This is a genomic window from Pantoea sp. CFCC18179 (genome assembly GCF_059412405.1).
This window is the reverse complement of record NZ_JBNBPM010000010.1, coordinates 12226-33665: the sequence shown is the minus strand read 5'-3', so window position 1 is coordinate 33665 and position 21440 is coordinate 12226. Positions and strand designations below refer to the sequence as shown.

21 protein-coding genes are annotated in these 21440 nt (G+C 54.0%); 14 read left to right on the top strand and 7 right to left on the bottom strand.

The features are described from left to right. The first annotated feature begins 397 nt into the window (after positions 1–397). From ACPUC7_RS17865 to ACPUC7_RS17845, 5 genes are read left to right on the top strand one after another with little or no spacing between them, the layout of a single operon-like run. Complete coding sequence (locus tag ACPUC7_RS17865) at positions 398–1966, top strand: ABC transporter substrate-binding protein (protein WP_494923912.1); 1569 nt, start codon at positions 398–400, stop codon at positions 1964–1966. After that, positions 1966–3018, top strand: coding sequence for an ABC transporter permease (locus ACPUC7_RS17860; RefSeq protein WP_494923911.1), 1053 nt, complete (start codon positions 1966–1968; stop codon positions 3016–3018). Before ACPUC7_RS17865 ends, ACPUC7_RS17860 begins: the two co-directional genes overlap by 1 nt. Beyond that, positions 3015–3872: an ABC transporter permease gene (locus tag ACPUC7_RS17855; protein ID WP_343553860.1), complete on the top strand. Its 858-nt coding sequence runs from the start codon at positions 3015–3017 to the stop codon at positions 3870–3872. Before ACPUC7_RS17860 ends, ACPUC7_RS17855 begins: the two co-directional genes overlap by 4 nt. Next, on the top strand, positions 3862–4695 hold the full coding sequence (locus tag ACPUC7_RS17850; protein ID WP_494923910.1) for an ABC transporter ATP-binding protein: 834 nt from the start codon (positions 3862–3864) through the stop codon (positions 4693–4695). The genes ACPUC7_RS17855 and ACPUC7_RS17850 overlap by 11 nt, the downstream gene beginning before the upstream one ends. Further along, positions 4688–5353, top strand: a complete 666-nt coding sequence (locus tag ACPUC7_RS17845) for an ABC transporter ATP-binding protein (RefSeq protein ID WP_494923909.1) — start codon at positions 4688–4690, stop codon at positions 5351–5353. The genes ACPUC7_RS17850 and ACPUC7_RS17845 overlap by 8 nt, the downstream gene beginning before the upstream one ends. A gap of 55 nt (positions 5354–5408) precedes the next feature. Here the strand turns inward: ACPUC7_RS17845 and ACPUC7_RS17840 are convergent, their stop codons facing one another. From ACPUC7_RS17840 to ACPUC7_RS17830, 3 genes are read right to left on the bottom strand one after another with little or no spacing between them, the layout of a single operon-like run. Next, on the bottom strand, positions 5409–6194 hold the full coding sequence (locus tag ACPUC7_RS17840; protein ID WP_494923981.1) for an ABC transporter ATP-binding protein: 786 nt from the start codon (positions 6192–6194) through the stop codon (positions 5409–5411). Further along, a complete protein-coding gene (locus ACPUC7_RS17835) occupies positions 6194–7039 on the bottom strand; it encodes an ABC transporter permease (RefSeq protein ID WP_494923908.1) in 846 nt (281 codons plus the stop codon). The genes ACPUC7_RS17840 and ACPUC7_RS17835 overlap by 1 nt, the downstream gene beginning before the upstream one ends. A gap of 20 nt (positions 7040–7059) precedes the next feature. Beyond that, a complete protein-coding gene (locus ACPUC7_RS17830; RefSeq protein WP_494923980.1) occupies positions 7060–8007 on the bottom strand; it encodes an ABC transporter substrate-binding protein in 948 nt (315 codons plus the stop codon). 242 nt (positions 8008–8249) lie between these two features. Here ACPUC7_RS17830 and speG point away from each other — a divergent pair, with 242 nt between their 5' ends. Beyond that, positions 8250–8795 (top strand): spermidine N1-acetyltransferase, encoded by a 546-nt coding sequence (gene speG / locus ACPUC7_RS17825; protein ID WP_494923907.1) that lies wholly within the window; start codon positions 8250–8252, stop codon positions 8793–8795. Positions 8796–8829: 34 nt separating this feature from the next. On the opposite strand, the gene ACPUC7_RS17820 is transcribed toward speG, so the two are convergent. From ACPUC7_RS17820 to ACPUC7_RS17805, 4 genes are all read right to left on the bottom strand, one after another. After that, positions 8830–9249: a hypothetical protein gene (locus ACPUC7_RS17820; protein WP_343553866.1), complete on the bottom strand. Its 420-nt coding sequence runs from the start codon at positions 9247–9249 to the stop codon at positions 8830–8832. An 85-nt stretch (positions 9250–9334) separates the two neighbouring features. Beyond that, positions 9335–10270, bottom strand: coding sequence for a homocysteine S-methyltransferase (gene mmuM / locus ACPUC7_RS17815; protein ID WP_494923979.1), 936 nt, complete (start codon positions 10268–10270; stop codon positions 9335–9337). Further along, positions 10260–11675, bottom strand: coding sequence for an S-methylmethionine permease (gene mmuP, locus ACPUC7_RS17810; RefSeq protein ID WP_494923906.1), 1416 nt, complete (start codon positions 11673–11675; stop codon positions 10260–10262). Before mmuP ends, mmuM begins: the two co-directional genes overlap by 11 nt. Before the next feature lie 133 nt (positions 11676–11808). Continuing rightward, positions 11809–12147, bottom strand: a complete 339-nt coding sequence (locus ACPUC7_RS17805) for a DUF2002 family protein (protein WP_343553869.1) — start codon at positions 12145–12147, stop codon at positions 11809–11811. A 150-nt stretch (positions 12148–12297) separates the two neighbouring features. On the opposite strand from ACPUC7_RS17805, the gene ACPUC7_RS17800 reads away from it, so the two are divergent. The 8 genes from ACPUC7_RS17800 (at position 12298) to proX (ending at position 20744) form a co-directional block, all read left to right on the top strand. Continuing rightward, positions 12298–12618, top strand: coding sequence for a DUF883 family protein (locus tag ACPUC7_RS17800; protein ID WP_343553870.1), 321 nt, complete (start codon positions 12298–12300; stop codon positions 12616–12618). Positions 12619–13078: 460 nt separating this feature from the next. Further along, the gene (gene nrdH / locus ACPUC7_RS17795; protein ID WP_343553871.1) at positions 13079–13321 is read left to right on the top strand and encodes a glutaredoxin-like protein NrdH; all 243 of its coding nucleotides are present in this window, start codon (positions 13079–13081) and stop codon (positions 13319–13321) included. Positions 13322–13325: 4 nt separating this feature from the next. After that, positions 13326–13730, top strand: coding sequence for a class Ib ribonucleoside-diphosphate reductase assembly flavoprotein NrdI (nrdI, locus tag ACPUC7_RS17790; RefSeq protein WP_494923905.1), 405 nt, complete (start codon positions 13326–13328; stop codon positions 13728–13730). Then, positions 13709–15847 (top strand): class 1b ribonucleoside-diphosphate reductase subunit alpha, encoded by a 2139-nt coding sequence (gene nrdE / locus ACPUC7_RS17785; RefSeq protein ID WP_494923904.1) that lies wholly within the window; start codon positions 13709–13711, stop codon positions 15845–15847. Before nrdI ends, nrdE begins: the two co-directional genes overlap by 22 nt. 8 nt (positions 15848–15855) lie before the next feature. Further along, complete coding sequence (nrdF, locus tag ACPUC7_RS17780; RefSeq protein ID WP_494923903.1) at positions 15856–16815, top strand: class 1b ribonucleoside-diphosphate reductase subunit beta; 960 nt, start codon at positions 15856–15858, stop codon at positions 16813–16815. A gap of 493 nt (positions 16816–17308) precedes the next feature. After that, entirely contained in the window at positions 17309–18499 is a 1191-nt protein-coding gene (gene proV, locus ACPUC7_RS17775; protein WP_343553875.1) for a glycine betaine/L-proline ABC transporter ATP-binding protein ProV, read from the top strand. 2 nt (positions 18500–18501) lie between these two features. Next, on the top strand, positions 18502–19686 hold the full coding sequence (gene proW, locus ACPUC7_RS17770) for a glycine betaine/L-proline ABC transporter permease ProW (RefSeq protein ID WP_494923902.1): 1185 nt from the start codon (positions 18502–18504) through the stop codon (positions 19684–19686). 56 nt (positions 19687–19742) lie between these two features. Continuing rightward, on the top strand, positions 19743–20744 hold the full coding sequence (gene proX, locus ACPUC7_RS17765) for a glycine betaine/L-proline ABC transporter substrate-binding protein ProX (protein WP_494923901.1): 1002 nt from the start codon (positions 19743–19745) through the stop codon (positions 20742–20744). Positions 20745–21440: the final 696 nt, after the last annotated feature.

Genomic DNA, 21440 nt, shown 5'->3' with positions numbered 1-21440 from the left:
GGAACAATCATCAGAAAAGAGGAGGATTGCTGCCCGCCGTGTTTGGCAAGCAGCGACAAAAAAGTTCGCGCGTCAGCTTGCCTTGTGTTGCCAACTAAAAGGGTGACTGTCCAACTGAACTCTCCTGCTTTGAAATTGCCGCCATTATATTCCTGGCAAAAGCGAAGTAAAGTTAATTATCCGTTACTAACTGCTTATTTAATTTTCGTTGGGATTGAGTTTAATTAACCGTCCAATCCAGCAACAAGGTCACCATAAATGGCGACCCTACAGCGTGACGCCTTATAACCTAAGCACACCATTTAGATCATTAATGCATATGCATAGCCTGAAATTGACTATTCTTCACCGCAGCGCTCTCGTAAACTCGCGTAACTTTTTAAGGCAAGGGAACACCATGAAAAAAATTATTCCAACTATGCTGGCGCTTTCGCTGGCCGCCGCCTTCTCTGTTCAGGCCGCAACGCCGAAAGACACGCTGGTCATTGCTCAATCAACGGATGATGCGGATAGCTTCGATCCCGCGCAGGGCTTTGAACTGACCACGGTGCAAGCGTTCACTAACATTTACCAGCGTCTGGTGCAGTCCGATCCCACCAATCCGATTGACCTCAAACCAACGCTGGCGACTTCATGGCAAGCTGGCAGCGATAATCGCAGCCTGACGTTTGAACTGCGCAAAGGGGCGCAATTCGCCAGCGGCAATCCGCTGCGTCCGGAAGATGTGATCTTCTCGCTGGGTCGCGTGGTGAAGCTAAACCTCGATCCTTCCTTTATTTTGACGCAGCTTGGCTGGAATAAAGACAACGTCGATAGCTTCCTGAAGAAAGTCGATGACAATCACGTGCAGATTAGCTGGAGCGCCAACGTTAGCCCGGCGTATGTGCTGAGCCTGCTGTCTGCGCCGGTCTCGTCGATTATTGATGAGAAAACCGCGCAGGCGAATGCCAAAAACAACGATTTCGGCCACACGTGGCTGGCCACTAACTCGGCGGGCAGCGGCCCGTATCAGATTCGCAAAGTGGTACTGCATGAAGCCGTGCTGCTGACGGCCAACCCAACGTCGCCTGCCGGTGCGCCGAAGCTGAAAAATATCCTGATCAAAAACGTTCCGGAACCGGCGGCGCGTCGTCTGTTGCTGGAACAGGGCGATGTGGATATCGCGCGTAACCTTGGTGCGGATCAGATTGCCTCACTGAAAGGCAAAGCGGGCGTGAAGACGGAAGCGATTCCGATGGCTTCGCTCTATTACATCCAGTTCAACATTGGTGAAAATCCAGTGCTGAAAAATCCGGCCTTGTGGGAAGCCGCACGCTACCTGTTCGACTACAAAGGCATCGCCAACGATCTGCTGAAAGGTCAGTTCGATGTGCATCAAACCTTCCTGCCGAAAGGTTTCCTCGGCGCGATCAACGACACGCCATACAGTTACGATCCCGAGAAAGCCAAAGCGATTCTGAAGAAAGCCGGTTTGACTAACGTCAGCTTCAAACTCTCCACCAGCAATCAGCCGCCTTATCTCGATATCGCCCAAGCATTGCAAGGCAGCTTCGCCAAAGGTGGCGTGAAAGTGGAAGTGCAACCGGGCTTGAGTTCAGAAGTCTCTACCCGCGTGAAAGCCCACAAGTACGAAGCGACGCTCAACGCCTGGGGCGCGGACTATTTCGATCCCAACACCAACGCCGCTTCGTTCGCTTACAACCCGGAAGATGGCAGCAAAACCGTGGCGTACCGTTCTGACTGGCATATTCCTGAGTTAAACAAACAAACGCTGGCCGCCACTGCAGAAAGCGATCCTAAAAAACGCGTTGAGCTGTATCAGGCGATGCAACAAGAAGTGTTAAAGAACTCGCCGTATGTAATTGGTTTGCAGGCGAAAAATCTGATTGCGTTGCGCGACAATCTGCAAGGCTATGTGCAGGGTATCAACCCGGACATGGTGTATTACTCGCAGGTTTCTAAGTAATGGCAGCATCAGATTCATCGGCCGGGTTCGCCCGGCCATTCTGGCAACGTTTTAGCCATCTCGTCACCAGCCTTTTATCGCTGCTGGTGACGCTGGTCGGTTTGTTAGCGTTTACTTTCATGTTGTCGCACCTATCGCCAGTCGATCCGGTGCAACAAATTGCGGGCGATCACGCCAGCGAAGCCACCTACGCGCAGGTGCGTCACGACCTTGGCCTTGATCAGCCGGTGCTGGTGCAGTTTTGGCGCTACATCAGCCATTTGGCGCGCGGCGATCTCGGTTTATCACATCTTACTAACCAACCGGTGAGCGCTGATCTGATGCGCACGTTCCCCGCCACCATTGAACTCGCCACCTGCGCGATGATTTTTGCCGCCGTATTTGGCATTGCCTTAGCGCTGCTGGCCGCATGGAAACCCGGCAGCCTCATTGATAACGTGGCACGTTTTGTCTCGCTGCTTGGCTATTCGGTGCCAGTATTCTGGCTCGGATTGCTGGGTTTATTGCTGTTTTATGCCGTGCTGCACTGGTCAGCAGGACCGGGCCAGCTCGATGACATCTGGGTGTATACGCTGGAGCCGAAAACCGGCTTTGTGCTGATTGATAGCTGGTTGTCTGGCGATGCGGAGATGTTCCGCAATGCCATCGCCCACTTGTGGCTGCCGGTGGTGATTCTTGGCTTGCTGGCGATGGCTGGGATTACACGCCTGCTGCGTGCGGCATTGCTGGAAGAGAGCAATAAAGAGTATGTGGTGCTGGCGCGCGCCAAAGGGGCCAGCCGTGGCCGTATTCTGCTGCGTCATATTTTCCCCAACGTGCTCGGCACGCTGATTACCGTCATCGCCCTCTCCTACGCCACGTTGCTGGAAGGTTCGGTATTGACCGAAACGGTATTTGCCTGGCCGGGCGTCGGTCGTTACATGACCAACGCGCTGTTTTCCTCTGATGTACCGGCGATTCTTGGCTCAACCTTGCTGATTGGCAGCTGCTTCATTCTGCTCAACGCGCTGGCTGATGCTTTGACCTGGTTAACCGATCCGAGAACCCGATGACTCAACAACTCTCTGAACTGGAAACGCTGCGCCCACGTCGCCGTCGCGCACGCGTGACCTCGCTCACCATCGGCCTGACGTTGGTGTGTATTGTGGTGGCGATGGCGTTATTTGCGCCATTGCTGGCCCCGTTTGATCCCAATGCGCAGGTGATTGCCCAGCGTTTGCAGGCTCCTTCGGCCTTGCATTGGTTTGGTACCGATGGCTTTGGTCGCGATTTGCTGTCGCGCGTGATTTACGGCGCGCGTCCAACGCTGCTGCTGGTCGCGCTGATTTTGATTTTGACCATTCCGGTGGGATTGCTGATTGGCATTACCGCGGGCTACGTCGGCGGCTGGACTGAGCGTGTGCTGATGCGCATTACCGATATCTTCCTGTCACTGCCGAATCTGGTGATCGCGCTGGCGCTGGTCGCCATGCTGGGTCCGGGTTTGATGAATGGTGCGCTGGCATTGGCGCTCACCAGTTGGCCGCCGTTTGCCCGCCAGGCGCGCGCGGAAACCCTGGCGCTGCGCCGCAGTGATTACCTCGCCGCCGCGCGCATGCAAGGCATCACCGGATTACGTTTGATGTTCGGCCACATTCTGCCGCTGTGTATGCCAACTGCGGTGGTGCGCGCTGCGCTCAGCCTCGGAGGCATCATTTTGTCGGCCGCTGGTCTGGGCTTCCTCGGCATGGGCGTGCAACCGCCAACCGCTGAATGGGGTTCGATGGTGGCAGAAGGCAGTAAAGTGATCTTCGACCAATGGTGGGTCGCTGCGGCACCCGGCGGCGCCATTCTGTTCGCCAGCCTGGCGTTTAACCTGACAGGCGATGGCCTGCGTGACCGACTGGATACTCGCCATGCCAAATGATCTGTTAGTCGATGTGCAAGGCCTGACCATTCGCAGCGATGATGCGTTGCTGGTCGATAATATTGGCTTCCAAATTGGTCGCGAGCGCGTGGCGTTGGTCGGTGAATCGGGATCGGGCAAATCGCTCACCGCCCGCACGCTGATGGGCTTGCTGTCACCTTCGTTGCAGGTGCAGGCGGATCGTTTACAGGTGATCGGCAACGATGCGCTGCATCTGCGTGAACGTGACTGGATTAAACTGCGCGGCAGCAAAGTGGCGATGGTGATGCAGGATCCGAAATACGCCCTCAATCCCACGCGCACCATTGGCTGGCAGGTGGAAGAACCGCTGGTGCTACATCACAAATTGAGCCGTACCGAGCGCAAAGAAAAAGTGTGCGAGATGCTGGATGCGGTTGGTTTGCCCGATCCGCGTCAGCTGATGAAACGCTATCCGCATCAGCTTTCCGGCGGCATGGGTCAACGCGTGATGCTGGCGATCGCCCTGATTACCGATCCAGAACTGCTGATCGCCGATGAACCGACGTCAGCACTCGATCACGCGATGCGCGATCAGGTACTGGCGCTGATTCGTCATTTGGTCGAGCAACGTAACATGGGCTTGCTGCTGATCAGCCACGATCTGCAACAGGTTTCTGAACACTGCGAACGTGTAATGGTGATGTATCAAGGCCGCGTGCTGGATACGCTGCCCGCTGCTGAATTGTCCAACGCCAGCCATCCTTACACCCGCACGCTGTGGTCTTGCCGTCCGAGCAAAGCCACGCACGGCGAACGCTTGCCGGTGCTGGATCGTGCCGCGCTGGAGAAAAGTCATGATTGAGTTAACCAACTTGAGCGTGTCGCACAAGCAAGGATACGAGCTGCGCACGGTGGTGCATGACGTCTCGCTACAGGTCAACGCCGGTGAGTGTTTTGGCCTGGTTGGCCCATCCGGCTGCGGCAAATCGTCGCTGCTGTGGGTGCTGGCGGGATTGAATGCGCATTGGAGTGGCAAGATGGCGTTGGCGGGCACCTCGGTTCAGCCTGGCAAAGCGTTTACCGGACCGTTGCGCCAGGACGTGCAAATGGTGTTTCAGGATCCTTATGCATCGCTGCATCCGCGTCATCGGCTGCGTCGCACGCTGGCAGAACCATTGAAAATGCTGAAACGCGATAATATCGACGATCGCATTGATGCCGGGTTCCGCCATGTTGGACTTGATCCGGCCTTAGCGGATCGCTATCCGCACCAGCTTTCCGGTGGTCAACGTCAGCGCGTAGCGATTGTGCGGGCGTTGCTGCTGCAACCCAAGATCCTGCTGCTGGATGAGCCGACTTCCGCGCTGGATATGTCGGTGCAGGCTGAGATCCTTAATCTACTCAACGATCTGAAGCAGAATGATGGGTTAACCATGGTGCTGGTTAGTCACGATCCCGATGTGATCGATCACATGTGCGATCGCGCGGCGCGCATGGCACAGGGTCGGATTGTCAGCTAAATTCGTAGGGTCGTCATTTATGACGACCTCTCCTTTTACCGCACCATCTTGTTTATCAATGTGCCATCGCCTGCATCGTTTCGCTGCGAATCGATTCGGTGACTTCGGCTTTCAGAGTCATAAATTCTGGCGATGTTTTGATGGTGTAATCGCGTCCGGCATTAAAATTCACCGCCACTTCCTGTTTGATGCGTCCTGGTCGGGCGCTGAAAATCGCCAACTTATTCGCCATGAAAATCGCTTCATCGATATCGTGCGTCACGAACAATACAGTTTTGCGCGATTGCTCCCACACCGACAGCAACAGCTCCTGCATCATCACTCGCGTCTGGTTATCCAGCGCGCCAAAAGGTTCGTCCATCAGCAACACTTTGGGATCATTGGCTAACGCGCGGGCAATTGCGGTGCGCTGCTGCATGCCGCCGGAAAGCTGGCGCGGATAGTGCTGAGCAAAACCGCGCAAGCCGACCTGATGAATATAGTAGTCGCTGCGCTCTTTCTGCTGTGCCGCACTCAAGCCGCGCTCCCTTAAACCAAAGCGGATGTTCTCTTCCACCGTCAACCACGGAAACAGCGTGTAACTCTGAAACACCATGCCACGATCGGCGCCCGGCCCTTCCACGCTTTTGCCATCCAACCAGATCTCGCCGCGCGTCGGCGTGTCCAGCCCAGCGATAATGCGTAACAACGTAGATTTGCCGCAGCCTGAAGGCCCCAGAATCGTAATGAAATCGTTCTCTTCCACCTGATAATCAATCGGCTGCAACGCCTGAGTTTGCTCGCCTTTCGGCCCGGTGAAGATGCGCTCGACGCCGCGCACGTTGAGTTTGCTGTGTTTCATCACAAGGTACTCCATGCAAACAAGCGCCGATTGAGCACTTTGAATAAGTAATCCGAGATCAGCCCAATGCAGCCGATAACGATGATGCCGAAAATGATCTGCCCGGTATTCAGCAACGCCTGACTATCAACGATCATATGACCAATGCCGCTTTCCGAGCCGATCAACTCAGCGACGATCACGTAGGTCCACGCCCAACCCAGCACCAAACGCAGCAACTCGGCAATGCCCGGCGCGGATCCGGGAATCAGCACGCGCCGCACGATCGAACGATTGCTACAACCCAGCGTGTAAGCTGCTTCAACCAGATCGCGTCGCGCGCCGCTCACGGTCACCGCCACCATCAACACGATCTGGAAGAAGGAACCAATGAAGATCACCAGGATCTTTTGGGTTTCGCCAATGCCCGCCCACAGAATCAGCAGCGGGACAAACGCCGAAGCCGGTAAGTAACGACAGAAGGAGACAAAGGGTTCGAGAAACGCTTCCCAGGTTTTATACGCGCCCATCATGATGCCGAGCGGCACGCCAATGATTGCCGCTAACACGAAGCCCGACAGCACGCGCATCACCGTCATGCCGATGTCCAGCGAGAAGTTGTACTCGGTGAACAGCAGCACGCCCTGTTGCAACATGGTGAGCGGATCGGCGAGGAAGGTCGGCGACACCATGCCGCTCAGCGTCACCAGCGTCCACACCGCGATAAACAGCACGAAGAACGCCACGCCGAGCCCAACACGCAGACGCAGCGAAATGGCTTTCAGTGGCACCATCAGCGGATTGTGCCAACGCTGTGGCGCATCCGGCAGTGCCGCTGGCGGTGAAACCGGTTGGCTTTTACTCATCTCCATCTCCTTTCTCCCGCTTACTGCACGAAGCTGGCGTCGTACAGGCTCTTCACGTCAGGCATTTTCTTGATCACGCCCGCGCGCAGCAGCAATTTGCCGGCTTCATCACTGAAGGTTTCAATCTCGCCGCTGAAGAACTTTTTGTTCTCTTCCGGTCCCGCCCAGCGCAGATAACTGGCCGATTCGGCAAACTCTTTGCCGGTGGATTTCACCGCTGCGCCCATGATTTCGTTAGATTTATCCGGCTGCTGTTTGATCATCTCCAGCGCATCGTAATAGCTAGCCACCAGCGCTTTCGCCGCCTCAGGATGATCTTTCAGGAAGGTTGGCGTGCAACCTAAGGTGTCCATCACAGTGGGATAATCCAGCGTGGTGGCGAGGATTTTGCCGGCCTTCGGCTGATTACGGATCACCGAAAGATAAGGTTCGTAGGTCACCGCCGCATCGTTTTGACCGGCAGCAAAAGATTGTGCCGCCGCTTGTGGCGCCATGGTTGCCAGACGCACGTCTTTCATTGTCATGCCGTTTTTGTCCAGCATCCATGCCAACAGGAAGTAAGGTGAAGTGCCCGGCGCATCCACTGCCACGGTTTTGCCTTTCAGATCTTTGATGCTGGTGATGTCGCTGCGCGTTGCCAGGCCATCTGCACCATACGATTTATCCAACTGGACAATCTGCTTGATCGGCACACCGGCGGCGTTCCATGAAATATAGGTTTCCACGGTAGTCGCAGCGCATTGAATGGTGCCGGAAGCCACCGCCAAATGACGACTGCTTTGCGGAATCATCTTCACATCGACATCCAAACCGTGCTTTTTGAAGATGCCCGCTTTGTCCGCCAGCGTCAGCGGGGCGAAACCGGTCCAGCCGGAAATACCGATGGCAACTTTGGTGTCTGCGGCCTGCGCCTGCAATGCGCTGGCAATCAGCGCGGCAGCGGTTACAACTTTAATGACCTGTTTCATTGGCTTGCCCATGTTCCACTCCTGTCAAAAGGTGATGAAAAACAACGGTTGTATAGTCTTATCTATACAAGCCAAGCAATGCGTGTGCCAGAACAGCAAAGCCTGATGTAGCCAGCGAATCCTTCGCCACTGCGCACCAGCAAGGTGCAGCGCGGCGACTTGCTCATCCACACTGGTGCGTAAAACAGGTTTAATTGAATGGCGCTATACTCGCGCCATCATCTCAACGGAAGGAGCAGCTTATGACAGTTAAATTACGGCCACTGGAGCGCGAAGATCTGCATTTTGTTCATCAACTGGATAACAACGCCAGCGTGATGCGTTACTGGTTTGAGGAGCCATACGAAGCGTTTGTCGAGCTGTCCGATCTCTACGACAAGCATATTCACGATCAAACCGAACGCCGTTTTGTGGTGGAACATGAAGGTCAGAAAGCCGGTTTGGTCGAGTTGGTGGAGATCAACCATGTGCATCGCCGCGCCGAATTCCAGATCATCATCGCGCCGTCGCATCAGGGCAAAGGTTTAGCCACCCAAGCGGCGAAGTTAGCCATGGATTACGGTTTTTCGGTGCTCAATCTCTACAAGTTGTATTTGATCGTCGATGAGGAGAATGCGAAAGCGGTGCATATCTACACCAAGTTAGGCTTTGAGGTGGAAGGTGTGCTGAAGCACGAATTTTTCATTAACGGGGAATATCGCAACACCGTGCGCATGTGTATTTTCCAGCAGCAATATCTGGCGCAGCATAAAAGCGCCAATGCGATGGTGAAACCCACCGCGCAGTAAGAGTCAGGTCGCCATCATTGGCGACCTGATTGCATTAACCGCGCGCACCCACCACGTTTAACTTCGGCTGCGGATGTTCAGGTTTGAGATCGTACATGCCACCGTAGAACGGATCGACCAACAACCAGCCGGGGAAGCCCAACAGCGGAATGTTACCGAGCAGATACCACAAGTTGGCATTGGCCTCGATCGGCAATGTCACCGGTACATAGCCCGGCGCTTCCAGCATCACCTGATAGTGTTTTTTGCCAAAATAGTTACCGGTCGATTTGGCTAACTCAACGGTTTGCGGCGTGTAGCCCTGCGCTACCGCGCGGCCAGTTTCATCCTGCACGGTGAAACGCGCACCTTGCGGCAACGAGTCGATTTTTACCGGTTGAGTTTGCGTGCCGACGATAGAGGCGCAGCCGCTTAATAGCAGCGCACAGGCAGGAAAAAGGTGTCGCAGGTTCATAGCAGGTCCGCGTTAGCATCAGATTAAGGCAGTCTAAACTGCCTTTGCGTGATTAATCGCGCTAGTACTGATGTTTTTCTGCGCTTTATTGCGGTTTACAACATGACGCAATGGCTGCGATATCCTGCGGAGTGGTGCGACAGCAGCCACCAATCAAGCGCGCGCCCGCCTGCTGCCATTCGGCGAATTTATCATGCAGCGTGCAACCCGATGGCGCCGAATGCCAGGTTTTGCTGCTGGCATCGTACTGTTCACCGGAATTGGGATAGACCAGCAGCGGCTTGTCGCACAACGCCTGTAAGGTGCGTAACGCGGGCGTCACGCTTTCCAGTGCCACACAATTGAGGCCGATCGCCACCACTTGCGGTGCGGCATTGACCAACTCCGCTACTTTGCTCAACGGCGTGCCATCGCTGATGTGCTGTGCATCGCGCAAGGTGAAAGAGAACCACGCGCTACTGGCAGGAAACTCCGCCAACAAACTCACTAACGCCTGCGCCTCGGCAAACGAAGGCAGCGTTTCGCACGCCAGCACATCAACGCCGGCTTCGACTAAAGCCTGCACGCGCGGGCGATGGAAGGCTTTCATCTCATCTTCCGGCAACGCGTAATCGCCACGATATTCCGCGCCGTTCGCCAGATACGCGCCATAAGGTCCCACGGAACCGGCCACCAGCAACGGCGCTACGCGGGATGATGCCGCACGATAATCGTCACGCGCACGCTGTGCCAGCTTCACGCTTTGTTTGATCAGTTCCAACGCCTGCGCGCCATCCAAACCGCGTGCGGCAAAGCCCTGCGGCGTGGCTTGATAGCTGGCGGTGATCGCCACATGCGCGCCTGCGGCAAAATAATCGTGATGCACCTGATAGATCAGCTCAGGGTTTTCCATCAGCACTTTGGCGGACCACAGCGCATCGGCCAGATTGCAGCCGCGTGCTTCCAGTTCGGTGGCCAATGCGCCATCAATAATCAAAGTGTCAGTTTGGGTCAGTGCCTGGGCGATGGGATTACGCGACATCATTGGCCTCCTCAGCCTTTTGCGATGACTTTCCTCGTTGCGAAACATGGTATGCGGCATAGCAGAACAGCACAAATGGAATGCCGCACCACAACGCGATGCGCTGCGAGGCATCGAATGCCAGGCCCACACAGGCCAATAAGCACAAGAGGAAGCCGAGAATCGGCGTCAGCGGATAAAGCGGTGCGCGATAGGCAAGCTGCTTAACGTTGCCGCCAGCCTGAACAAAGCGGCGTCGAAACACGTAGTGCGAAGCGCAAATACTCAGCCACACCGCCACCACCGCAAATCCGGAGATGGCCGACAGCGCCACAAACACCGTGTCCGGCGCAATCACGCTCGAGAACAGCGCCAGCAGGCCGCCAATCATGCTCACAGTCAGGGCCAGCGTCGGAATACCGCGACGATTCACCTGCGCAAAGCAGCGCGGCAAGGTGTTCTCATTCGCCAGAGACCACAGCATGCGGCCTGATGCATACAAACCAGAGTTGGCAGCGGAAAGGATCGCGGTGAGGATTACAAAGTTGAAGATATCCGCCGCATACGGGATACCAATCTTCTCAAACACCAGTACAAACGGACTTTTCACGATGCCCGCTTGATCCATCGGGATCAGCGCCGCCAGCACAAAAACCGTGCCGATAAAGAAGATGATCAAACGTGCCACCGTGGTACGAATCGCCAGCGGCAGCGCTTTTTGCGGCTGTTCGGTTTCCCCGGCGGCAATGCCGATCAATTCCGTTCCCGAAAAAGCAAAGTTGACTGCCACCATGGTCATCAGAATCGGCAAAGTGCCGTGCGGCAACCAGCCAGAAGCGGTGAGATTGTGCAATCCTGGCGCGGTGCTGCCATCTTTCATCGGGATAAAACCAAACATCGCCGCAGCGCCAAGAATGATAAAGGCGATGATGGTGATCACTTTGATAATCGAAAACCAGAATTCACCTTCAGCAAAGAAGCGCGTCGAGACAATGTTGAGCAAATAGATGGCAATGCAGAAGACTAAGCACCACGTCCAGACCGGCACGTTGGGGAACCAATACTGCATGCAGAATCCTGCGGCGGTCAGGCTCGATCCCAGCGCGACCGTCCAGGTAAGCCAATACAGCCAGGCGACGGTATAACCGGTAGCGGGACTTAAATAACGCGCGGCATACACATGAAAAGCGCCGGTTTCTGGCATCGCCACAGCCAACTCGCCGAGACACACCATCACCAGCCACACCACCAGCGCACCGATCAGATACGCCAGTAAGGTGCCGGCTGCGCCCGTGGTGGAGATGATGTAGCCGGTGTTGAAGAACAGGCCGGTGCCGATCACCCCACCCAGCGATAGCATCACCAAATGGCGAACTTTCATGGTGCGCTGAAAATTTTGTTGCGGGGACGAATCCTGAGTTTGCATATCTTTGTATCCGTATGGACGTCTGAACATCTATATGGACACAGGGTTATACGCGTCAGCGTGGGGATTTGCAACGTGGTAGAAAGTAAGGATTAACGAAAGGTTTGCGGCCCCGCAGACACGGGGCGCAGCATCAGCCGCCGAAGACGCCTTGCAGATAGCGCTCAAGCGCTACACGTGAGCTAAAGCCGTGCGGAATACCGTAATGCTCTTGTGAATCGCCCATTAGATAGAGCGGAAACTGCGTGTAGTGATCGCAGGTTTTCATTTCTGACGCTGGCTCAGCAAAGTGATGACTCTTCTCTTTCAGCGTCGGATGGATGATCAATGCGGTACGTCCCATGCGTGCTTCGCGATTGACGTAAACGTAGTTGTCGCCGCGGCGATAACCATAAGTTTTTGGCGTTTGGGTATCCATTTCGAAGCCCACTTTCTCAAGTACGCGCGCTACCTCATCTGGTCGTAAATACATGCTTGCTCCTCTCTTCTCACAGCCCCGCAACCTTACAACAGCAAGACAGCGCGGAGCATTCGGAATTTTCCCTAAAGCCTGGCACATCCCTGCGTTTAATCACGCTTCGTCTACACTGAGTATTACGTTTTAAATCAAAGGGAGCTAAAAATGTTTAATCGAAGCGCTAAAAACGATGACATTGATATCAATCAGGATGTAAACGAACTGGCAGATTCGCTAGAAGCGTTACTTAAATCTTATGGCAGCGAAGCCAAAGATGAGGTTGATAGTGCACGCAGCCAGGCGCAGGCGCTGCTGAAGCAGACGCGGGCGAAACTGAGCGGCGGTCAGAGTCGCGTATCGCAAGCGGCACGTGATGCAGGTACCCATGTTGATGCGTATGTGCATGACAAGCCGTGGCACGGCGTCGGTGTCGGTGCAGCCGTTGGTTTAGTACTGGGCGCGCTGCTGGTGTCTTCACGCCGCTAATCCTCGTTGTGCATGCAATAAGCCTCGCCTGGTGCGGGGCTTTTTTGTGGGCGCAGAATAGTGCGCGCTGTCCCTCACCCTAACCCTCTCCAGCAAGCGGGCGAGGGAATGTTTAGGTGGCGTTCAACTGTGACACCCATGCTGGATCGGCCCCTTCTCCTGCTTGCGGGAGAAGGCTGGGATGAGGGCCAGATCGCACAAAACTCAACCACCTCCCTCCCTTCTCATCCTTTACAAAAAAATTTTTCGGCCTGGAGAGCGCATGATCTCTGGCGTTAGCGATTATCTGAAGATCAAAATAACAAAACCCTATATCTGGTGGGCTTGACCGCTTTAATCACTACATCTAGTATTCAACCCATCAACACGCTACCAGATGTCGTCAAGGACGAAGCTCGATGCAAACAGGAATTTGCTTCGTATCTCGCAATCTGACCGCAATCAAAGGGGAATACGAATCATGCGCATTATTATTTACACCAAAGACAACTGTGTCCAGTGCAACGCAACAAAAAATGCAATGGATCGCAAAGGCATCGATTACGATTTAATCAATCTTGATAGCCAACCCGAAGCTATCGACAGCCTCAAATCCCTCGGCTATCGCCAGGTGCCCGTGGTGATGACGCACGACGATCACTGGAGCGGCTTCCGTCCCGATAAAATCGCCGGCCTGCGCCAACTCGCTGCCGTCGGGGGATAAGACGATGTTTCCACTGGTCTATTTCTCTAGCCAGTCGGAAAACACGCACCGATTCATCACGCGTTTGGGGCTGCCTGCCCGCCGCATTCCGGTTGATGACACGCAGCGCCTGCAAATCGAACAGCCCTATATTTTGGTGGTGCCGAGCTACGGCGGCGGCAGTTCGCGCGGTGCAGTGCCCAAACAAGTGATTCAATTCCTCAATGATGATGCCAACCGACGCGGAATTCGCGGGGTGATCGCTGCCGGTAACCGTAACTTCGGTGAAGGCTTTTGCCTGGCGGGCGACATCATTGCGCAGAAATGTCAGGTTCCCTATCTCTACCGCTTTGAGCTGATGGGAACCCCCGACGATATCGCTAATGTAAAAGCGGGAGTGACCCAATTTTGGCAACGACAGACACCCTAAACAGCACGGCGCTGGATTATCACGCGCTCAACGCAATGCTGAACCTGTATGACGCCGATGGCCGCATCCAGTTCGGCAAAGATCACGAAGCCACGCGCCAGTTCTTCCTGCAACACGTGCAACCCAACACGGTGCAATTTGCTGATGCGGGCGCGCGCCTGCGCTATCTGGTGGCCGAAGGCTATTACGAAGCGGAGGTGCTGAATCAGTACGATTTCGAATTCCTGTGCCAGCTGCACGATGAAGCGGCAGCGGCGGGTTTCCGTTTTCACACCTTCCTCGGTGCGTGGAAGTTTTACACCAGCTACACGTTGAAAACCTTCGACGGCAAACGCTATCTGGAAACCTTTGAACAGCGCGCCTGCATGGTGGCGCTGACATTGGCACGCGGCAATGAAACCTTGGCGCGCGAGCTGCTGGCAGAAATGCTCAGCGGCCGCTTCCAGCCCGCAACGCCAACTTTCCTCAACTGCGGCAAACAGCAGCGCGGCGAGTTAGTTTCCTGCTTCCTGCTGCGCATCGAAGACAATATGGAATCGATTGGTCGTGCAGTGAATTCGGCGCTGCAACTGTCGAAACGCGGCGGCGGCGTGGCGTTCCTGCTCTCCAACCTGCGTGAATCCGGCGCGCCGATTAAGCGCATTGAGAACCAATCTTCGGGCGTGATTCCGGTGATGAAAATGCTGGAAGACGCGTTTTCTTACGCCAATCAGTTGGGCGCACGCCAAGGCGCGGGCGCGGTGTGGCTCAATGCCCATCATCCGGATATTTTCCGTTTCCTGGATACCAAACGCGAAAACGCTGACGAGAAAATTCGTATCAAAACGCTGTCGCTCGGCGTGGTGATCCCGGATATCACCTTTCAGTTAGCGAAAGAGAACCGCGATATGGCGCTGTTCTCACCGTACGATGTGGAACGTATTTACGGCAAGGCGTTTGGTGACATCAGCATTAGCGAGCATTACGACGAAATGCTCGCCGACGATCGCATCAGCAAAACCTACATTAAGCCGCGCGATTTCTTCCAGACGCTGGCCGAGATTCAATTCGAGTCGGGTTATCCCTACATCATGTTTGAAGACAGCGTGAACCGCAGCAATCCGATTGCCGGTCGCATCAACATGAGCAATTTGTGTTCTGAGATTTTGCAGGTCAACAGCGCTAGCGAGTTCCATGACGATCTCAGCTATCGCCGCGTGGGCAAAGATATCTCCTGCAATCTCGGTTCGCTTAACATCGCGCATGCGATGGATTCACGTAATCTGGCGCAAACGGTGGAAACCGCGGTGCGCGCCCTGACCGCAGTTTCCGAAATGAGCGAGATTAATTCGGTGCCGTCTGTGGCCGAAGGTAACCGCCGCTCACACGCCATTGGCCTGGGACAGATGAACCTGCACGGTTATCTGGCGCGCGAAGGCATGGCGTACGGTTCGGCAGAAGCGTTGGATTTCACCAATCTCTACTTCTATTGCGTCACCTATTACGCGGTGCGCACCTCGAATCTGCTGGCGCAGGAACATCAGCAAAGCTTTGATGGTTTCGCCCAATCGAAATACGCCAGCGGCCAATACTTTGATAAGTATGTTGATCAAGCCTGGCAACCGCGTACCGCGCGCGTGGCGCAACTGTTTGCCGATGCCGGTATTGCCTTGCCGACGCAGGCCGATTGGCAAGCATTGCGTGAATCGGTGATGCAGCACGGTTTATACAACCAAAACCTGCAAGCGATTCCGCCAACCGGTTCGATTTCCTACATCAACCACGCCACTTCGAGCATTCACCCGATTGTGTCGCGCATTGAGATTCGCAAAGAGGGCAAAACGGGCCGCGTCTATTATCCGGCGCCGTTTATGACCAACGACAATCTCGATCTCTATCAGGATGCTTACTCGATTGGTCCGGAAGCGATTATTGATACCTACGCCGAAGCCACGCAGCACGTCGATCAAGGCTTGTCGCTGACGCTGTTCTTCCGCGATGACGTCACCACGCGCGATATCAACAAAGCGCAGATTTACGCGTGGAAGAAAGGCATCAAAACGCTCTATTACATCCGTCTGCGTCAAATGGCGCTTCAAGGTACCGAGGTGCAAGGCTGCGTCTCGTGCGCACTGTGATGAAAACTATGCAACTAAAACAAATTCAAGCGATTAACTGGAACCGCATCCAGGACGATAAAGATCTCGAAGTGTGGAACCGCCTAACCAGCAACTTTTGGCTGCCGGAAAAAGTGCCGCTCTCCAACGATCTGCCTGCCTGGCAATCGCTGGAACACCAGCAACAGCAGCTGACGATTCGCGTGTTCACCGGTTTGACGCTGCTCGATACCATTCAGAATGTGATTGGCGCGCCGGGACTGATGGAAGATGCGATTACGCCGCATGAAGAAGCGGTGCTGTCGAACATCTCCTTTATGGAAGCGGTGCATGCGCGTTCATACAGTTCGATTTTTTCCACGCTCTGCAACACCGCCGATGTTGATGCGGCGTATCGCTGGAGCGAAGAGAATGAAGCGCTGCAAAACAAAGCGAAGATTGTGCTGGAGCACTATCGCGCTGAGGATCCGTTGAAGAAAAAAATCGCCAGCGTGTTCCTTGAATCATTCCTGTTCTATTCCGGTTTCTGGCTGCCGATGTATTGGTCGAGTCGCGGCAAATTAACCAATACCGCCGATCTGATTCGCCTGATCATTCGCGACGAAGCGGTGCACGGCTATTACATCGGTTATAAGTACCAGAAAGCGCTGGAAACCGTTGATGACGCACGTCGCGAAGAGTTGCAGCAATTTGCGATTGATTTGCTGCTGGCGCTGTACGAGAACGAAGTGATCTATACCGAAGCGCTATATGGCGAGGTTGGCTGGGCGGACGAAGTGAAAACCTTCCTGCATTACAACGCCAATAAAGCGCTGATGAATTTGGGTTATGAAGCGCTGTTCCCGGCAGAGTTGACCAGCGTAAATCCGGCCATTTTGTCGGCATTATCGCCCAACGCCGATGAAAACCATGACTTCTTCTCAGGTTCTGGCTCATCCTACGTGATGGGGAAGGCCGTAGAGACCGAAGACGAAGACTGGAATTTCTAATCCCCGTCATATTTCGCGCTGCAACTGCGTTGACTGCGCCCGCTCTTCCCAGTCACATAGTTTACTATGCTCCTGGGTCGAGCGGGCTGGTCGCCTTGTTGCAACACGAACTATTTAGGGGATTAATTTGGTGATATTTGCTTTAAAACCAAATTTTATTTCCCCTTAGAACATCACTTTTCAATCACGCTATTTATCCTCATCACATCGCTTTATTTCACTTATATTTCGTTTGATCAGGGTGCTTTTTCGGCAATTCTGCGTCGTAAATTTCCTGAAGCAGCTATAAATTCACTTCTTTGAGACAAAAAATTCATCCGCGCGCACCCCTTGTGAGCACTGGAATTATTGCCAATCGTTACCTCTCTGCCTCCGCCAATATTCCCATTCAGGGTTGTCAGATATTCTCACTATGCTACGGTATAGGGCGCTTAAATTTGACCAGGACCACAACAAGAAATAGTTAAACATTAACCGGGAAATTAATTACTGCATGGCAATTAAACTCGAAGTAAAGAATTTATATAAAGTATTTGGGGACAACCCCGAAAAGGCATTTAAGCTGATTGAAAAAGGGGAAAGCAAAGAGAGTATTCTGGCAAAAACCGGTCTCTCAGTCGGCGTCAAAAATGCCAGTCTGGCCATTGAAGAAGGCGAGATATTCGTCATCATGGGGCTTTCAGGTTCAGGTAAGTCCACCATGGTTCGCCTTCTCAATCGTCTGATCGAGCCCACTCGCGGCCAGGTAATCATCGACGGTGTCGATATCGCTAAAATATCGGAATCCGAACTGCGTGAAGTGCGCAGAAATAAGATCAGCATGGTATTCCAATCCTTCGCGCTAATGCCACATATGACGGTACTAAATAATGCCGCCTTCGGCATGGAATTAGCCGGTGTGCCCTTGCAGGAACGTCAGGAAAAAGCGCTGGAAGCCCTACGTCAGGTTGGGCTGGATAATTACGCCCATTCGTATCCTGATGAACTTTCTGGTGGCATGCGTCAACGTGTTGGATTAGCGCGCGCATTGGCAATTAATCCCGATATTTTATTGATGGATGAAGCCTTTTCCGCGCTCGATCCTCTGATTCGTACTGAAATGCAGGATGAATTAGTCAAATTACAGGCGAAACATCAGCGCACCATCGTATTTATTTCTCACGATCTCGATGAAGCCATGCGTATTGGCGATCGCATTGCCATTATGCAAGGCGGCGAAGTGGTACAGGTCGGTACGCCGGATGAAATTCTCAATAATCCTGCCAACGATTATGTGCGCACCTTCTTCCGTGGCGTCGATATCAGCCACGTATTCAGCGCCAAAGATATTGCCCGTCGAAGCGCTGGCGCGCTGATTCGTAAAGCCGCCGGTTTTGGTCCGCGATCCGCCATCAAGTTGTTGCAGGATGAAGACCGCGAATTTGGTTATGTACTGGAAAAACAGAAGTTTGTTGGCGTGGTGTCAACCGATTCTCTGAAAGCTGCATTGGCAGCCGGAGAAGGTCTCGACAGCGCGCTACTTGAGGTTCCTGCGGCGGTGACTGCCGATACCTCGCTGAACGATCTGCTGTCGCATGTGGCGCAAGCCCCGTGCGCCGTGCCGGTGGTCGGCGAAGAGAATCAGTACGTCGGTATCATTTCGAAAAGCATGCTATTGCGCGCTTTAGATCGTGAAGGAGCCTAATTATGAGTGAACAAACAGCCAATCCGTGGGAAAGCGCCAGCCAAACCACACCCGCCGCCGACACCAACGCCGCCGCCAGCAGTAGCGATCCGTGGTCGAGTGGCGACAGTGCCAGCAGCGCAGCACCAACCGACAGCGGTTCCGGCGGTGCTGATGCGTGGGGTGATCCAACAGCCGCTAGCAGCGGCGGTCACGATGCCGCCAGCAGTGCGGCGAGCAGTGGCAGCGACTGGTTAAGCAGTGCACCCGCTCCTGCACCGGAACATTTCAACATCATGGATCCGTTCCATAAAACCTGGATTCCGCTGGACAGCTGGGTCACCGAAGGCATCGATTGGGTGGTCAGCCATTTCCGCCCGCTGTTCCAGGGCATTCGCGTGCCGGTGGATTATATCCTCAGCGCCTTCCAGCAGTTGTTACTGGGCATGCCTGCGCCGGTGGCGATTGTGGTGTTTGCGCTGATCGCCTGGCAGATTGCCAGCCCGGCAATGGGTCTCGCCACCTTGATCTCGTTAATTGCCATTGGCGCGATTGGTGCGTGGTCGCAGGCGATGGTGACGCTGGCGCTGGTGCTGACCGCCCTGCTGTTCTGTATCGTCATTGGCTTGCCGCTGGGAATCTGGCTGGCGCGCAGTGAACGTGCCGCACGCATTATCCGTCCGTTATTGGATGCGATGCAGACCACGCCAGCGTTCGTCTATTTAGTGCCGATCGTCATGCTGTTTGGTATTGGCAATGTGCCAGGCGTGGTGGTGACTATCATCTTTGCGCTGCCGCCGATTGTACGCCTGACGATTCTCGGCATTAAGCAAGTGCCCGCTGACCTGATCGAAGCCAGTGAATCCTTTGGTGCCAGCCCAAGGCAGATGCTGTTCAAAGTGCAATTGCCACTGGCAATGCCAACCATTATGGCGGGTGTCAACCAGACACTGATGCTGGCGCTATCGATGGTGGTGATCGCCTCGATGATCGCCGTCGGTGGTCTGGGTCAGATGGTGCTGCGCGGCATTGGTCGTCTTGATATGGGCCTCGCCACCGTTGGCGGCGTGGGCATCGTGATCCTCGCCATCATCCTTGATCGTCTGACGCAATCCATGGGCCGCGATAGCCGCAGCCGTGGTAGCCGCCATTGGTACAGCACCGGTCCACTTGGCCTGCTGCTGCGCCCTTTCAGTAAAAAAGCCTGATTTATTGGGCGGTCCGTTGTGGCCGCCCGTCTCCGACGTAACACGTAAAATAAGGAATGACTATGCGCAAGACAGCTCTATTCGCCGCCGTCCTGACGACGTTCGCCGCGACGCACGTGTCCGCCGCCGACCTGCCCGGTAAAGGCATCACCGTTAAACCTGCTCAAAGCACCATTTCTGAAGAGACGTTTCAGACGCTGCTGGTCAGCCGCGCGTTAGAGAAGCTCGGCTATACCGTTGAGAAGCCAAGCGAAGTGGATTACAACGTGGCTTACACCACCATTGCTGCGGGTGATGCGACCTTTATCGCCACCAACTGGAAGCCGCTGCACGATGATATGTATGCCGCTGCCGGTGGCGATGCGAAATTCTATCGCCAGGGCACCTACGTGACCGGTGCTGCGCAAGGTTATTTGATCGATAAGAAAACCGCCGAGCAATACCACATCACCAATATCGAGCAGATGAAAGATCCGAAGATTGCCAAATTGTTTGATACCAATGGCGATGGCAAAGCCGATCTGACCGGTTGTACGCCAGGTTGGGGCTGTGAAGCGGTGATTAATCACCAGATTGACGCCTTTAAACTCAGCAACAGCGTGGAGCACAACCAAGGCAACTATTCGGCGATGATTGCCGATACCATCACCCGCTTTAAGCAAGGCAAACCGATTTTCTATTACACCTGGACGCCATATTGGGTCAGCGATGTACTGAAACCGGGCAAAGATGTGGTGTGGTTGCAGGTACCGTTCTCATCAATGCCTGGCGCGCAGAGCAAGGTCGACACCAAATTGCCTAATGGCAAAAACTACGGTTTCCCAGTCAATACCATGCACATTGTGGCGAACAAAGCCTGGGCAGAGAAAAACCCAGCAGCAGCGAAACTGTTTGCTGAGATGAAGCTGCCACTGGCGGATATCAATGCCGAAAACGCGGCGATGCATGAAGGTCATGCTTCTGAAGCGGATATCAATAGTCACGTGGATGGCTGGATTAAAGGTCACCAGGCAGAATTTGATAAGTGGGTGCAAGATGCCCAAGCCGCAGCGAAATAGTTAAGTAATACACGCCACTCTTTCAGGTCGGCATGCTTGCCGGCCTGCTTTCGAAACACATTAATCCGTCCCGTTTTATCAACCATCCCAGTTAATTTAAACGCAGCGTACGCTATAGCGCACTGGTACGTCCTGTTAATTAACACATCAATGTAATAATTTTTTGGGTTACTATTACCCACATATGATTATTTCCCCCATTCTCACGCCATGAATGCTGTCAACCTGGGCGACGTGTTTAGCCCAACTCAGCTGATGCCCGCAGCGGCAGATTTGATGACCTTCCAATCTTGCGATCGAATTCCATCATTTTCCTGGTACGGGGCATTGGGCGTTGTTGTTAAGAGGATGTTAATCAACACATTGATTTTAGTGCGTATCCTGCATTGCAAAAGTGTTTAGAAATCGTAAAGATGAGACCAATTTGTTGAGCAATACTGTTCATTGATGATTGGGTTTGTTATGGTTAGCAGCGCAGTTATTCACCACAGTTATTTTTTCTCGCGAAATTATTTATCGCTAAAAAGGTTTCGCTGAGCGCATTGATGATAGCGTCCATTTTCACCTGCTGGCGCGCTATCAGGGCAAACCGCCCAAGGTTAAGGAACAACCTGGATGTCATATGTTGACAATGTGATCGTGCGAACAATCACTGGCGGAAAATATGACTACGCTTAATCTGTCACCATCATTACT